Annotated in this window: 11 protein-coding genes; 5 read left to right on the top strand and 6 right to left on the bottom strand. The window is 60.0% G+C overall.

Annotated features, from left to right (window positions below; all coding sequences use genetic code 11):
• Window positions 1-10 precede the first annotated feature (10 nt).
• Window positions 11-1,957, bottom strand: a complete 1,947-nt coding sequence (locus tag M8010_RS04525; protein WP_250089225.1) for a CASTOR/POLLUX-related putative ion channel — start codon at window positions 1,955-1,957, stop codon at window positions 11-13.
• A gap of 104 nt (window positions 1,958-2,061) precedes the next feature.
• Between M8010_RS04525 and M8010_RS04520 the strand changes: the two genes are divergently transcribed.
• On the top strand, window positions 2,062-3,279 hold the full coding sequence (locus tag M8010_RS04520; RefSeq protein WP_250089222.1) for a hypothetical protein: 1,218 nt from the start codon (window positions 2,062-2,064) through the stop codon (window positions 3,277-3,279).
• Here the strand turns inward: M8010_RS04520 and dauA are convergent.
• Window positions 3,272-5,005: a C4-dicarboxylic acid transporter DauA gene (gene dauA, locus M8010_RS04515; protein ID WP_250089221.1), complete on the bottom strand. Its 1,734-nt coding sequence runs from the start codon at window positions 5,003-5,005 to the stop codon at window positions 3,272-3,274. The two genes, M8010_RS04520 and dauA, sit on opposite strands and share 8 nt — an antisense overlap.
• A 74-nt stretch (window positions 5,006-5,079) precedes the next feature.
• Between dauA and M8010_RS04510 the strand changes: the two genes are divergently transcribed.
• On the top strand, window positions 5,080-6,075 hold the full coding sequence (locus tag M8010_RS04510; RefSeq protein WP_250089219.1) for a ChaN family lipoprotein: 996 nt from the start codon (window positions 5,080-5,082) through the stop codon (window positions 6,073-6,075).
• Window positions 6,076-6,095: 20 nt separating this feature from the next.
• Here M8010_RS04510 and M8010_RS04505 read toward each other — a convergent pair whose 3' ends face one another.
• The 3 genes from M8010_RS04505 to cra all read right to left on the bottom strand — a co-directional run bounded on the left by M8010_RS04505 (window position 6,096) and on the right by cra (window position 8,555).
• Entirely contained in the window at window positions 6,096-6,908 is an 813-nt protein-coding gene (locus tag M8010_RS04505) for a DMT family transporter (RefSeq protein WP_250090117.1), read from the bottom strand.
• A gap of 104 nt (window positions 6,909-7,012) precedes the next feature.
• Window positions 7,013-7,549, bottom strand: coding sequence for a macro domain-containing protein (locus tag M8010_RS04500; protein WP_250089218.1), 537 nt, complete (start codon window positions 7,547-7,549; stop codon window positions 7,013-7,015).
• A gap of 22 nt (window positions 7,550-7,571) precedes the next feature.
• Window positions 7,572-8,555, bottom strand: coding sequence for a catabolite repressor/activator (gene cra, locus M8010_RS04495; protein ID WP_250089217.1), 984 nt, complete (start codon window positions 8,553-8,555; stop codon window positions 7,572-7,574).
• 166 nt (window positions 8,556-8,721) lie between these two features.
• Here cra and ptsP point away from each other — a divergent pair, with 166 nt between their 5' ends.
• Genes ptsP through M8010_RS04480 form a run of 3 tightly spaced genes read left to right on the top strand, consistent with a single transcriptional unit; the run spans window position 8,722 to window position 14,260 of the window.
• Window positions 8,722-11,550: a phosphoenolpyruvate--protein phosphotransferase gene (gene ptsP, locus M8010_RS04490; RefSeq protein WP_250089216.1), complete on the top strand. Its 2,829-nt coding sequence runs from the start codon at window positions 8,722-8,724 to the stop codon at window positions 11,548-11,550.
• A complete protein-coding gene (gene pfkB, locus M8010_RS04485; protein WP_250089215.1) occupies window positions 11,550-12,515 on the top strand; it encodes a 1-phosphofructokinase in 966 nt (321 codons plus the stop codon). The genes ptsP and pfkB overlap by 1 nt, the downstream gene beginning before the upstream one ends.
• The gene (locus M8010_RS04480) at window positions 12,512-14,260 is read left to right on the top strand and encodes a PTS fructose-like transporter subunit IIB (RefSeq protein WP_250089214.1); all 1,749 of its coding nucleotides are present in this window, start codon (window positions 12,512-12,514) and stop codon (window positions 14,258-14,260) included. Before pfkB ends, M8010_RS04480 begins: the two co-directional genes overlap by 4 nt.
• On the opposite strand, the gene M8010_RS04475 is transcribed toward M8010_RS04480, so the two are convergent.
• Window positions 14,232-15,305, bottom strand: coding sequence for a beta-N-acetylglucosaminidase domain-containing protein (locus M8010_RS04475; RefSeq protein ID WP_250089212.1), 1,074 nt, complete (start codon window positions 15,303-15,305; stop codon window positions 14,232-14,234). The two genes, M8010_RS04480 and M8010_RS04475, sit on opposite strands and share 29 nt — an antisense overlap.
• Window positions 15,306-15,418: the final 113 nt, after the last annotated feature.

Raw genomic sequence — 15,418 nt, 5'->3', positions numbered from 1 at the left:
ACGCCAGCTGTCACGACGTACAAAGCACTACCAGTCTGTCGCCGGGCTGCAGGTCGAGATATTCATCGCGGGAAAGGTTCAATGTCACGTGATGGCCATGATTGTCCGGATTATGGCGCCACAGACCCAGAGCGACGTCTCCTCCCCCGGCCACGATTTTTTCCAACACCTGAAAATCAGCACTGGCCGGAAGCGGGTAGTCGTGAGGATCGCGGAACTGTATCTCTGCACCGCCAACGGTGAAAAGTTCATCCATCACCACCCTTAACTCCCGGCGCAGCGCTACCTGTGCCAACACATGGCTGACAATCATTGAACTGATCATCATTTCACTTTGGTGCCCGGTTAACAGGTGGCGGTTATCCGGATCACTCAGTTCCATAATCAGCTGCGGGCGCTGCCCACCCTCGCTGAGCAGGTCCTCGAGTTGCAGATAGCCCACCATGGCACGGGCATCGGCTTCCTCGCCCGAGGCCAGGCGGTCACTGCTGACCAGCAGGATGGAGTCATAATTCAGCGGGCCGACCCGCCGGAGCTCACCCTCCACCATGTAATCCGCCTCCACATGGCGGCAAATCACTTTCCGCTGTTCTCCCAGGTAGCGGTCAATTTCCTGCTGTCGCTCCCCCGCCGGAACCACGGAAACCACATCCACCTCAAACCGCATTTGCTGATAACTGGCAAATTCTCCAATCAGGCTTGGCACCCGGCGATTCCAGCCCAGTACCAGCACCCTGTGGACGCGATCAGCCAATGTCGGGGGACGGGCAACAGGCGACTGGCGGTCAATAACCGGCATGGGTTTCGCCTTAAGCTCGGGCTCGGTCTCGGCATAGTCCCGGGCCAGCATGACCACCCGGTCACTGTAATCAATCACTGTATCCGATGCGGCCGGCATCTTTACCGCCCAGCCACTACCTTCAGGCTTCAGGATGCCGAGCACGATCACCTGCGGCCGTTGCGATGCTACTTCGGCAAGCGTCAGCCCGGTCATGGTTTCACCACCACGAACGTAGATCTCGTTGCCCGCGCCGGCGGTGAGCAGCTCGTTGTAAATTTCCGACAATCCGGGATGAAGAATGTTCTGCACCATCAACCGACTGATGGTGGCATCGCCGGCGACCACTTCGAGGGCACCCGGATAGGCTCGCTCGATCACCGGGTGCTTGCGTATGTCCTGAATCTCCGCAACCACGAACGGCAGCGCTGTGCCCAGATGGCGGGCCTGGGCGGCAATGGACAACAGTGCTTTTACGGTTTCCACATCTGATGTCACCAGGCTTCCAGCCTCGTGTGCCGCACTGGGCACGATGACCACCGCTGCATCAAGGCAGGCCACCCGCTGCAGGGCATCGGGCTGAATGGCAGCACCGGAGCGAAGAATGATCTGGCGTGCGCGGCGACCGATACCGGGCTCATTGCGCAACTCATGGACCTGCTCTGCCGACGCGGTCTCGGACAGGACGACCAGCCGCAGCCGCTTGGTCTCGTGTTTCTCGAGGAAGCGGCGCATACGCCCGGAAGACCCCAGCAACTCTCCCAGCAATGGCAGCGTCTGGCTGGTCCAGCCAAGCACCACAACATGATTTCTAAGGGTAACGGGAGTCAGCCCCCGCTCCAGGTCGGACATCTTGGCGATCAGCCAGCGGGTCAGGATCGCCACCAGGGTACCCATGAACACCACGTAACCGCTGATGGTCAGGATGGTGGACACCAGCCGTTGCCAGTTGCCCGCATCGTCCCCCAGGTAGCCCGGGTCTGTCAGCCGCAGGAAGGCCCACCAGATAGCATCTCCCACATCCTCGAATGGCCCGCCGAACGGGATCACCAGAAGGCCGCCAATCAGGGAAATCATCCCGATGAAGACGCCCACCACCAGCAACTGAAAACCGGCGCCTTTGACGAGTTGGCGTTCTACAATGAATTTCACACGATCAACGAAACGAAACGGCAGCATGACGATCCTTTGTTACAACCCGGAAATGTCAGTAGCATAGCCTAAACAACACGGCAGGTAAGGACAAAATGGTTCAGCACCGGGCACTTATGCGGGGACAACGCATGCGCAGCACTCTGAAGACCGTGCTCGGCATCGTTATCCTGTTACCAGCGACCTCGGCAGCTGTCACCGACCTCAACCACCTGCCACAGCCCTGGCGCCAACAGGCCGTTGTATCCGGCGCAGAGGAAGTGGCCAACGTTGAACGCTATCTACACGAGCTGACTTTCGAGCATAGCGAACCGACGCCTTCCGCAAATGGAAACGGCATACGAGGAACGGGCGGCAGCGTTGGAAGCCGGCGCCTGTATCTGGATTTTCGATTCCGCCAGGACTTTGGCTTCAACGAGGATCGGCAGGGATTCCTGCTGGACATTCAGCGCAGTGAAGACTTTGATGGCAGTTTTGATCGCCAACTCGTGGGGTTTCGCCATCAACTGACCGATGCCACCGAAGTGTGGCTGCAGGGCGATGTATTTGCCGATAAATCCCGTTCCGATGTGTACCTCAGTGGACGGCACACCTTTGACGACGAATCCTGGCTCCACGGCAGCTGGATACTGCCCGACCTCTACTTCAACGCCAAAACCCGCAGCGACGATGCCTTTGTGGACCCGGCCCAGAGCTTCTTCGTCCAGTGGCACCGGCCTGGCGAACAGCCGCAGAATGTCACCACCGCCTCTATTACCTATTCACCACCGTCTACATTCGATAGTCGGGAGGAAAGCCTGGTGGTAGAAAATGAAACCGTCAGGGGTGCGCTCACCCATCAACGCCGCAGCGGCTACTGGAATCTTCGAATGACACTGAGCGCAGAACACACCCGCCGGGATTACGACCTGGATGAGCTTGCTGGCAGCATAGCCACCAGCCGCGACCATGTCGGGATTGAAGCGGAAGCCATCTATGAAAATCACCGCCTGCGCCCCGGCGTCGGACTGCATTATTTCTACCTCAGCGAACAGGGGTACACGGGGCGCAACCTGGATGAAATCGCCGACGTGCGCCGCAGTGAACCCACCCTGTCGGGGCATTTCAGCCTGCCACTGGCCCCGGCCGTTACCCTGCGGCCAGAGATTTACCTGAGCGTTCCGGACATAGAGCAGTCCTATTCAAAAAGTGACGACGAAGACCACCACGGTTTTACCGGTAAATTTTCATTACCTTTTGAAATTCTGCTGTCCCGTAAGGAAAACGCCATTCTGACCCTGGCTCCTACCTTTTACCTTCACAAAGCCGCCTTTGGTGGTGGAAATCTGCAGTTGCACTGGCCTATGTAGTGGCGGGCCGGCTTTCAGCTCTCACTGCTTCATCCAGGGTCGGATAGAACCGAACCACGCCTTCCTCCGGTTTTACGCCCGCTCTCGCCAGCGTGCGTAGCGGCTGGAATTGCAGGTCTGCAATGACAACCTGGGTGCCATCGGCCCTACAGGTACTGATCAGCTTGTTCAGTGCAGACAGCCCACCGGCATCCAGAATCGTCACCCCATCCATGTACAGAATGAAGCCGCGGGCGCTTTCTGACAGTTGCGCCAGCTCCCCGAAAACCCGGTCGGCCGCGGCGAAAAACAGCGGGCCATTGACTTTGAACACCTGCCAACCCTCGGGCAGATTGGCCCCGGCCATTCGCTTGCTGTCGGTAATGTCTGTCACCCGGGTCATCTGGGCCATTTCCCGCATAAACAGCACCGCCGCCAGCAAAATCCCGGTGGTGATGGCTATCACCATATCCAGCAATACCGTCAGCGAAAAACAGGTCAAAAACACCAGTATGTCGCTGCGCGGGGCGGTTTTCAGCAGGTGAAGTGACTTCGGGGCTTCACTCATGTTCCACGCCACCATGATCAGCAATGCCGCCATGGCCGACATCGGCAGATAAGCGAGCAGGGGTGCCAGCGAGACCAGGGCCAGCAGAACCACCAGGGCATGAACCATGGCTGAAACCGGCGATTCCGCCCCCGCCCGGTAGTTGGCAGCGGAACGGGCAATGGCGGCAGTTGCTGTAATGCCACCGAAGAACGGCGTAATGACGTTACCGATGCCCTGCCCCAGCAGTTCACTGTTGGCGCTGTGGCGCTTGCCGGTCATGCCATCCAGCACCACGGCGCAAAGCAGTGACTCGATGGCACCGAGCATGGCGATGGCAAAAGCCGCGGGCAACAGATCCCGAACCATGGTCCAGCTTATGCCCAGCGGCTCGCCACTGGCGTCCGGACGGTTCCAGGGCCAGGCAAATTCCGGCAGGAAAGGGGGAATGCCGGCACCAATCGAACCGTCCGCCAGCAGGTAACTGAACCGGGAGCCGATGGTTTCTATCACAGCTCCATTGGCATTGAGCGCCACCGCCAGGAAGCTGCCAACGATAACCGCCGGCAGGTGCGGTGGCACCGGTGTTCTCAGCCGGGGCCACAGCAACATGACCGCCAGTGTGGCTATGGCCACCATGGTCGTCATGGCATCCAGCCCCGGCAAAGCCTGACCCACAGCTGCCAGCTTGTCCCAGTAATGCTCCGGCACCTGTTCGATACTCAGCCCGAAGAAGTCCTTCACCTGCAGGGTGGCAATCACCACAGCTATGCCACCGGTAAAACCAAGCGTGACCGCCTCAGGAATGTATTCGATGAACCGGCCCAGGCGCATGAACGCCATTACCAGCAGCAACACCCCGGACATTAACGAGGCCAGCAGCAGCCCGCCAAGGCCATAGGTCTGGGCAATGGGATAGAGAATCACGACAAAAGCAGCGGTAGGGCCGGAAATACTGAAACGGCTGCCACCGGTCAGCGCTATCACAAAGCCCGCTATGAAGGCAGTATAAAGCCCATACTGGGGCGGGACGCCACTGGCGATGGCCAGCGCCATGGCCAGTGGAATGGCAATGATCCCGACCGTAACTCCTGCCATGACATCACGGCCAAGGCGCCGGGCCGTATAACGCTCATCGATACACGCCTCGCGGAATGCGTGGGCAAGGCGGAGGGAGAACAGATAGGCGCGGTGGGGCATTTCACATCCCGAACAATGAACCAGTAAAACAAAAGACTGACAGCCAACCGGGTTTCGTGATCGTATAGATAACTATGACGAACTATCCTAACACCCTCACGATGCTCGCCTGCCTGTTATTCACAGGCTGCGCTTCACTGCCCGAAAGCAATTCAAACCCGGTACCGCCGCAATCCCAGTACGATTCTATCATCGCTGACAGCAACGGAAGGTTGCTCTCCATCAACCAACTGGCAGATGAGCTGGCGCCTGCGGATGTGGTGGTTATCGGCGAGTACCACGGTCACCATGGCGCACACTTATTGCAATCACTTGTGCAGTCTGCGCTTTATCAGCAACGATCTCAGCAGATATTGAGCATGGAACAATTTACCCTCACCGATCAGCCCGAACTGGATGACTATCTCGCCGGACAATCAGGAGAGGAGGAGCTGATTGCAGACGCGAACGCATGGCCCAATTACAAGGCCTCCTACCGGCCCCTGATTGAATTCTCGAAACACCGCAATATTCCTGTGATTGCCGCCAACGCACCGGCAGATGTCGTGCGATGCATCGGCCGCGCGGGAGAGGCCTATCTCGACACGCTCAGTACCGGGCAACGCCAGCAGTTACCCGATGCTCCCTTCACGGACACCGACGCCTATCGCAAGAAGTTCTTCGACACGCTTGGCGGAGGCCATGGCCAGACCGATAACAGCAAACGCCTGGAGAACAGTTATAAGGCCCAGCTTCTGCGGGACAATACCATGGCTGACCAGGTCATCCGGGCGCTGGCGGAGAATCCTGATCATCAGGTTATTCACCTGACCGGCACTTTCCATTCGGAAGATCGCCTCGGCATGGTGGCGGTGCTGGAAAAGAAACGCCCGGATCTTGATGTTGTCGTTGTCAGCCCGGTGTTCTGGCGCTCCGGTGACAATCTGAACAGCCTGCTGGAGACTCATCGGGGAAAAGGCGATTTCCTGTACTTCCTGCAGCCACTGCCGGAGGAGTACCTGGACAGCGAGCGCCATCGCGATGCCATAATGGAACAGTTCCGCAACGCCGCCGAGATTTCCTGTGATTGAGCACCCGGCAGGCCTGGCGTTCAGGCTGCCTTCTTCTGCCCTGCCCGGATCACAATAGCGATGCCGCCAAGGATGGCGATACCGGCAACGACCAGGCGCAGAGTCAGCGGCTCACTCAGTAACAATACACCACCGATTGCAGCGATGACCGGTACACTGAGCTGAACGGTCGCCGCCGAGGTCGCCTGCAGCAGTGGCAGCGCCATGTACCAGATGGCGTAGCCCATGCCGGAGGCAATCGCACCGGAGGCAACCGCATAGCCCATCCCCGCCACATCAATGGTGGCACTGGCCATCATCACGAAACTCAGCACCAACGCCATGGGCACGGCGCGAATAAAGTTCCCGGTGGTGACGGCCGTGGGCTCACCCGCTCCTTTCGCCCGCAGTGAATACACACCCCAGGCGACACCGGCACTGATCATCAACAGGGAGCTGAACAGCGGGGGCGCGGTAAGGCCGGGCAGCAACAGCCCCACCAAACCGGAAAAAGCGACGACAAAACCGCCCCACTGCCAAAGATGCGGGCGGTCGCCACGAATAATTCCGATACTGATCATGGTGGCCTGGACTGCACCGAACAGCAGCAGGGCCCCCATGGCCGCGGAGAGACCACCATAGGCGTAGGAGAAGGTAGCGGCATAGGCAAACAGAGCCAGTGCGGAGCCCCAGGAGCCCTGTTTCATTGGTGCCCGATTGCCACGGAGGCTGAGCAACAGCCACAGCATTAACGCACCGGACACCAGGCGGACACTGGTAAACGTAGCAGCGTCGATATCGGTATCACGCAACGCCGCGCGGCAAAGCAGTGAGTTGCCAGCGAAGGCTGTCATGGCAACGGTGGTCAGCAGCAAGGTACGCAATCGAGACAAGACGGCACTCCCGGACAGATGGATTCGAACCTATCCAGTGTAGGCGCTGCCCGAAAAACTGCTTATTACTCAATGGTCGATAACAGGCGGCTACAAAAGACCTGTTCATCGGAAGCACTGAATAGCACGAAGCGTACCCGCTTTATGTTTTCCAGCCGCGTGATAACCTGCTTTACCGTGACCAGGGCCACCTCGGCCGCGGCTTCCACCGGATAGCCAAAAGCGCCAGCCGATATCGCGGGAAAGGCAATGGACTCGATGCCTTTGCTGTCAGCCAGTTCCAGCGCATTGCGATAGCATTCCGCAAGCCAGTGGTCAGACGGCTCATCAACGCCGTACACCGGGCCAAGGCAATGAATGACGAATTGGTTCGGCAGGTTATGGGCGCCAGAGATAACAGCCTCCCCGGGCCGAATCGGCGCCATGGGGCCGCACTCCTTCGCCAGCCCGGGGCCCGCTGCTGAATGGAGCGCTCCGGCAACACCACCACCGGGCATCAGCTGTGCGTTTGCGGCGTTGACCACTGCCTCGACATCACCCTGTTGAGTAATGTCACCGCGCATGCATTCAATGGTTTTTCCATTGAGTTCGACCTGTGCCATGGGACTCTCCCCGGCCATCCGCTCAGCGGCGCCGTTTCAGCGATCGGTTGATAACGATCGTTTCCGGGTCATTCTGCCCTGCGATTGCGGCCAGCGCCCGGTCCAGCGTTGCTTCAGCAATGGCCTGATGTTTCTGTGGTAATGAGTGAACCCTGACCGGCAGGAAATCGAGCAACCGGTCATCTCCGAAGGTAGCCATTCGAAGCGACTCCGGCAAGCCTCCCGATTGCTCCAGCAGAACGTCAAGAACGCCCTGAAGAAGGGTGTAGGAGGCGGTAATCAGCGCATCCGGCAGGCCCTGCTCATCCAGCACCTGCCGCATCAGGCCGGCGCCGGACGCCCGGTCGTAATGATCGCCGCTGTAGACCGCCCAGTTTCCGTCGCGGCTTTGCACCACGTCTTCAAAGCCCTGGCGGCGCTCGCGGGTCATCGCCAGTGCCGGCACGGCGTCAAGCCACACCACTGACGTAATACCCGGCTCCAGTACGGAACGGGTCAGTACAGCCGCCCCCTTGCGATTATCACTGACCACACAATTAATCACACCCGGCGACTGGGCCCGGTCCACCGCAATCACCGGCAAGTCATCCTGCTGCAATGCCTTATAGAAGGGGTCATCCGGAGCCAGGGCGCTGGCGACAATCAGGGCATCGCATCGCCTGGCTTTCAGGGAACGTGCCAGTTCTTTCTCGGTATCCGGATCGTCCCCGGAGCCGGCGATCAACAACTGGTAACCCCGGGCGCGGGCGCCCTGCTCCAGCAGCTTGGCAAGGCGGGCGTAACTGGCGTTTTCCAGGTCCGGCAGGATAAATCCGAGGGTGCGGCTTGCCCCACCACGGAGGGCCGCGGCCTGGGCATCAATCTGGAAATGATGATTCTGCGCGACTTCCAGAACCTTGTCGATGGTCTGTTGCTTGATTCTGCGGGCCGGGCCCTGGCCATTAATGACATAGCTGGCCGTGGTTCGGGAAACGCCTGCCAGGCGGGCGAGTTCTGCAAGTGTCATGGGGGCGAATTCCTCCTGGCCACAGATTGCTTGATTTCTGATCAGATCTGTTTCATGATTCATTCTAAGCTTGCTGACACGATTCAGCAACTCCGAATTCCCTGGCAACGACAACCCACGGATGTCGATGCCAGCCTCACACAAAAACAAAGCGAGGCCTTACCGAATGCTGACGCTTACAACCAACGATATCCGCCTGGGCTGCACCGCCACTGACTGGCAGGACGCCCTGGAACAGGCAAGCCGGGACCTGCAGGAAGCAGGCAGGACCAGGCCCGATTACCACGCCGGCATGCTTGCAAGGGAGCAGCAATCCTCCACCGTACTCGGAAACGGAATTGCCATTCCGCATGGCACACCGGAGAGCCGCGTAGCGGTTATCAATACCGGCATTCGGGTGTTGCAGTTTCCCGCTGGGATTACCTGGCACGACAACGCGACCGTGTATGTTCTGGTGGCCATTGCCGCCCAGTCTGACGAACACCTGGATATACTGTGCCACCTGACCCGCGTGCTGGAAAAGCCGGGCCTTTCCAGGAAACTCGCCGAAGCTGACGACACCGGCTCGCTTGTCACCCTGCTATCCAGGGAACCCGCGGTTCCGAAATGTGATGCCCAGACGCTCTGCCTTGGCGTGAACACAAAGGCCACTAGCGAGTTGGCCATGAGTGCCGCCGCCCGACTACAGGGTCTTGGCTGTGTGGACTCCGCGTTCATGAAGGAAATCGTCAGCCAGCCACCCGTCGGTCTTGGCCAGGGCTTCTGGCTGGTTCACCACAGCATCGGCAGCCACCGTCCGGCACTTGCACTGGCCACACCCAAAGAGCCTACCGATGAGCTGGCGGGCGTTTTCTGCCTCTCCGGACAGGGCGACGACTGCCGGGAACTGCTGGAGCGCATCGATAACTTCCTGGCCCAGAACATTCCGCTGGAAAGCCAGTCCGCGGATGCCGTGCTCTCGCGGCTTTCGGGCGAGCAGGCCAATGCAGTCAGTGATCGGGTGCGGCTTCTGAACACCCACGGCCTTCACGCTCGTCCCGCCAAACAACTGGTCCAGGAAGCCCGGCTGCACAAAGCCGATATCCGCATCCGCCTGGAAGAAGGCGACGGCAATTCCGTTTCCGCCATCAGCCTCACGCGCATTATCGGTCTCGGCGCACGCCGTGGTCAGACCCTGATAGTCTCTGCTACCGGGGATGAGGCAGAGCAGGCCGTGAGAGCGGTTTGTCAGGCCGTGACTGAAGGGCTCGGGGAAACAGTGTCTCCCTTGCGCAATCAGGAGAGCCAGCCAGAGCCATCGGAACCCGCCCCGGAACCGCTGGCTGATGACGAGGCCCTGCGAGCCGTCGCAGCCTCTCCGGGCCTGGCGCTCGCGCCTGCCTTCGTGATGCGCCAGCCCACCCTGGATTATCCCGCAAGCGCCAGTGATGCTGATGAACAGATCAGTCGTCTGGGCAGGGCTATCGACGACGCTGATGGGCAACTACGAACATTGATTCGCAAGGCCGAAGGCGGTGAGGTGGCGCCAATTCTGTCGGTGCATGTGGAGATGCTGCAGGACGACGACCTCTACCAGGCTGCCTTGGAAGCCATCAACGAAGGCGCCTCCGCCGAAGCCGGCTGGTGGCGGGCGATTGATACCGCTGCCCGCGCCCAGGAAGCGCTGGCAGACCGGCTCCTTGCCGAACGGGCAGCCGATCTTCGGGATGTGGGTCGTCGTGTGCTGGCCAATCTCTGCGGTGTGGCCATGCCCACGCCCCCGGATGAGCCCTATGTGTTAGTGGCAGATGACCTTGGCCCTTCCGATGTTGCCAGGCTCGATACCAAGCGCGTTCGCGGTCTGGTGACTGCCCGAGGCGGCGCCACCTCCCACAGTGCCATTCTGGCTCGCGCACTGGGTCTGCCTGCTGTGGTCGGTGCTGGCAATCGCGTACTGACCATCACCGATGGCACGGAGCTGGTGGTTGACGGCGAGCGTGGCTGCCTGGTGCCAAACCCCGGCCCCGAACGCCGTGAAAGGGTTAACCGCCGCCTGAACCAGCTTGCCCGTCTGCAGGCGCAGGCCCACGAATGCCGCAACGAACCGGCCACCACCACCGATGGCCATACTATCGAAGTATGCGCCAACCTGGGCAACACCGCTCACACCCCGGATGCCGTGGATCGAGGTGCCGATGGTATTGGTCTGCTGCGCACCGAGTTCATTTTCATGGAACATCCGGAAGCACCTGATCTGGACACCCAGGTAACGGAATATCGCCACGCCTTCGACGCCCTCAAGGGCCTGCCGCTGGTCGCGCGCACCCTCGATGTCGGGGGTGACAAACCCCTGGACTATTGGCCTCTGCCCCACGAGGACAATCCCTTTCTGGGACTGCGGGGCATTCGCCTGTCGCTGACCCGGCCAGAGATCCTGGAAACCCAGATCCGGGCCCTGCTGATCGCGGCGGACAACCGACCGTTGCGAATCATGTTTCCCATGGTCAAGGACCTGGAAGAGTTCCGCGCCGCCAAGGCCATCGTTGAGCGTGTCCGCGCTGAAGTTCCCTGTCAGGGCCTGCAGGTAGGCGTGATGATTGAAGTGCCCTCCTGCGCTCTACTGGCCCACACCCTGGCGCCGGAAGTGGATTTCTTCTCCGTGGGCACCAATGACCTGACCCAGTACACCCTCGCGATCGACCGTGGCCATGGCCAGTTGTCTGCGCAATCCGATGGCCTGCACCCCTCGGTGCTGCAATTGATCCGCATGACGGTGGAAGCTGCCCACGCCCATCATCGCTGGGTGGGTGTGTGCGGTGAGCTGGCTTCGGACCCACAGGCAATTCCGGTATTGCTGGGCCTGGACGTGGACGAGTTGTCAGTGACCAGCAGGAGGGTACCACTGGTGAAAGCCTGTATTCGCGGGTTAAACCGGGAGCATGCCCGCAGCCAGGCAACGCTTGCACTTGGCAAGGCCACCGCCGGCGAGGTGCGTGACGCCCTGGAGGCCCTGTAATGGCCCGCGTACTCACCATTACTCTTAATCCGGCTCTGGACCTGAACGTTGAAACCGGCTCGGTCAGTCTGGGTTCTGTGAACCGCTCCCGGACAACGCGCCTGGATGCCGCCGGCAAAGGCATCAATCTCGGCTGTGTGCTATCGCGCCTTGGCCATACCGTGACGGTGTCGGGGCTGCTGGGCGAAATCAACGCAGCGCCCTTCGAACGTCTTTTTGCATCGGAAATTCTTGAAGATCGTTTCGTGCGTGTACCCGGCCAGAATCGCATTAATGTGAAGATCGCTGAAGACGGCGGCCGTGTAACGGACCTGAACGGCCCCGGCTTCAATGCGCCCTCCGATGCACTGGGCCGCCTTAAACGCCATCTTGGCGAGTCGCTGAGAGAATACGACGCCGTTGCCATTGCCGGCAGCCTGCCTGGTGGGTTCCCCCCCTTCGCCCTGGCTGATCTGATCACCATGATCCGGGCAGCCAACCTTCCGGTCTGGCTGGACACCAGTGGCGTGGCCCTGAACGATGGGCTTCAGGCTGTGCCTGACGGTATCAAACCCAATGTGGATGAGCTGGCCGAGTGGGCTGGTCAACCGCTCGTTAGCCTGGAAGCCGTCGCCAGAGCCGCACGCTCATTACAGGATACCGGCATTGCCAATGTTGTGGTTTCCATGGGCGAGAAAGGCGTGCTCTGGCTATCCCCCTATGGCAACTGGCAGGCCTTGCCGCCACCCGTACCTGTCACCAGCACAGTCTGTGCCGGCGATACACTGCTGGCCGGGATGATCCACGGACTACTTGAAAAACACCATCCTGAAGAGATTCTGTCCACTGCCACTGCGCTCTCTGCGGAATGCGTACGCCATATTGGCGTTGGCGACCCGCAGGCTCCGGACTTCACCCAACTGATCCAGAAAACCCGCGTCACCCCCTGGCCCGGGCACAACAACAACGGGGAGATGCCATTATGAAACTCATCATCGTTACCGCCTGCCCCCAGGGCGTAGCCACCAGCTTCCTCGCGGCTCGGGCCCTGGAACGGGCCGCGCAGCAGAAAGGTTGGGAGACCTTCACGGATATTCGCAATCCGCAGCAGCAACCTGCACCTCTCTCTGACGACGTCATCGCTTCCGCTGATCTGGTGATTGCGGCAACCGGAACACCGACGGACCTGAGTGCCTATGAAGGCAAACGCCTTCATCAGATTCCGGTCACGGCCGCTCTGCCAGATCCGGCAAGAGTGCTGGAGCAGGCTGACAACCTGGCCGAGCCCTATGTTGCCTCCGAAGTATCAGAGGCGGAGCCCGCTGAAACAGATTCCGCCGGTAAACGTATTGTTGCGGTTACAGCCTGCCCGACCGGTGTTGCCCACACCTTTATGGCGGCAGAGGCCCTTTCCGGCGCGGCTACCTCAGCGGGCCACAAGATACGCGTGGAAACCCAGGGTTCCGTAGGCGCCCAGGATCCCTTGACTGCCGAGGAGATCGAAGCTGCTGACGTGGTAATACTGGCCTGCGATATTGAAGTGGATCCCAGCCGGTTTGCGGGTAAACGGCTGTGGCGCACGTCCACTGGCAACGCCCTGAAAAAGCCCGGGCCAACAATCGACGAGGCATTGACGAACGCCACCGTTGAGGGAGGGCAGAAGAGATCGACTGCCTCGGGAGGTGGTGAAAAGCGCGGCCCCTACAAGCACCTGCTTACCGGCGTTTCGTTCATGCTTCCCATGGTGGTGGCAGGTGGGCTGCTGATTGCCCTGTCGTTCGTTTTCGGCATTGATGCCTTTGAAGAGGAAGGCACTCTGGCAGCGGCATTGATGCAGATTGGTGGCGGAACCGCGTTCCAGCTGATGATCCCGTTGCTGGCCGGCTATATTGCCTGGTCCATTGCAGACCGGCCTGGCCTGGCGCCGGGCATGATTGGCGGCTATCTGGCCGGGACTCTGGGCGCGGGCTTCCTCGGTGGCATCATCGCCGGCTTCCTGGCTGGTTATGTGGCCCGCTTTATCAGCCAGAAACTGCCGATGCCGGAAAGCATCGAATCCCTCAAACCGATCCTGATCATCCCACTGCTGGCCAGCCTGGTGACAGGCCTGGGCATGATCTACGTAATCGGGGAGCCTGCTGCGGCGTTGATGAACGCGCTGACCAGTTTCCTGGAGGGCATGGGCACCACCAACGCCATCCTGCTTGGGGGCATCCTGGGGGCAATGATGTGCTTCGACCTGGGCGGGCCGGTGAACAAGGCCGCCTACACCTTTGGTGTCGGCCTGCTGTCGGAAGGCAGCGGTGGTTCGGCCCCCATGGCTGCCATTATGGCTGCCGGCATGGTTCCGGCCATCGGCATGGGCGTGGCCAGTTTTGTCGCCCGCGCCAAGTTTGCCGAAGCCGAGCGGCAGGCCGGACGGGCGTCGTTTGTACTGGGGCTGTGTTTCATATCCGAGGGCGCGATTCCGTTTATGGCCAAGGATCCACTGCGGGTAATTCCGGTGTGTATGGTGGGTGGCGCCATCACCGGGGCCCTGTCCATGCTGTTTGCAGTCAAGCTGATGGCACCCCACGGCGGCCTGTTTGTCCTCGCCATACCCAATGCCGTTAGCACAGTGCTGCCCTACATAGCCGCCATTGCCATTGGCTCACTGGTGATCGGGTTTGGCTATGCCATGATCAAGACCGGCAAAGCCGAGGTTACTGAGTCTGCACCATCTCGTCAGTGACCTGGTATTCCCCGGCCAGCCACTTCAGGATTTCCGTGGCTGCCGGGTGATCAAACCGGCGATAGCATTCGGTTAGCTGCTGGCGGCGCTCATCACTGATCCGGCGCAGCCCTGTGTCCTGCAATACCAGAAGATCCGCAGCCACCTGCCGGGCGAGATCTTCCCCCAACAACTCTACCGCGGCCTGGCGGAACGCCTGGCCATACTGGTAATCCGACCCCAACTGATAGCAGCGGGCCAGTGTAATGGCGGGAATGGTTGTAAGCGTTGGCTGCAAGGCCGGATTGATGGCATGGCCAGCAAGATATTGACTATTAGCCGCAGGCCGGCCAGTGAACGCCCGCAGGTGGAGGTGGCGGGACATTCGGTCACCATCATTCACCGGGTAGTTGTCCCACAGTACCGGCTTACGCCCAAGCTGCCCGGCAACACGACGCAAGTGGCCCGGTGAGATTTCCCGCGAACACACTTCCTCGCCGGTCCAGAACACCTGCACCGACGGGTCCAGGGATTTGCCCAGCTCCTCGAGGTAATGCGCAGGGCGCTGACCAAACACCCGGTCCAGTACCGGGTCATCGGAATAATAACTGGGGCACACTGTCAGTTGATCGGCACCGCTTCGCTCAGCGACCCAGTGAATGATATCCGCCTGGCGGACTGCCAGGTCCGGCGTGTCGCTTTTCATGTCATCAAACAGGATCGCCAGCCCCTTGATTCCCATGCGGTCAAAAGCCGCCAGTTTTTCCGTCAGCGCTTTTTTTGCCGCGTCATTGAAGTTGTTGAAAACCTCGAACGGGCTCAGGCCAACACTGAATGCCACACCCTGTTCGTTACAGAACCGGGCAAAGTCAGACAGCTCGTTTGCCTGCAAGTCTGGATGCGGCTCGCTCCAGCGGCGCCGGAGAAAGGGGTCTGCCTTGGGGGCATACCAATAGTGTTGATAACCGTGGGGCGCCAGAGCCTGAACCAACTGCCGGCGCTCCTTCCAGCTCCATAAAGGGCCATAGAAACCTTCAATGATTCCCAGGGAAGGGGTTTCTGACATAGGTTTTCTCACTTCCGGCTTCACAAACAGAAAAAGTAGGGCCAAGGTTAGCGCATTGCTTGACCGTGGTCATCGGACACCAGCGTCAATGTCCGCTAAACTTGCATAATCAG

The organism is Marinobacter sp. ATCH36 (genome assembly GCF_023555055.1).
Lineage (GTDB): Bacteria > Pseudomonadota > Gammaproteobacteria > Pseudomonadales > Oleiphilaceae > Marinobacter.
Note: the sequence above shows the minus strand (reverse complement) of the source record. Positions and strands in the feature narration are given on the sequence as shown.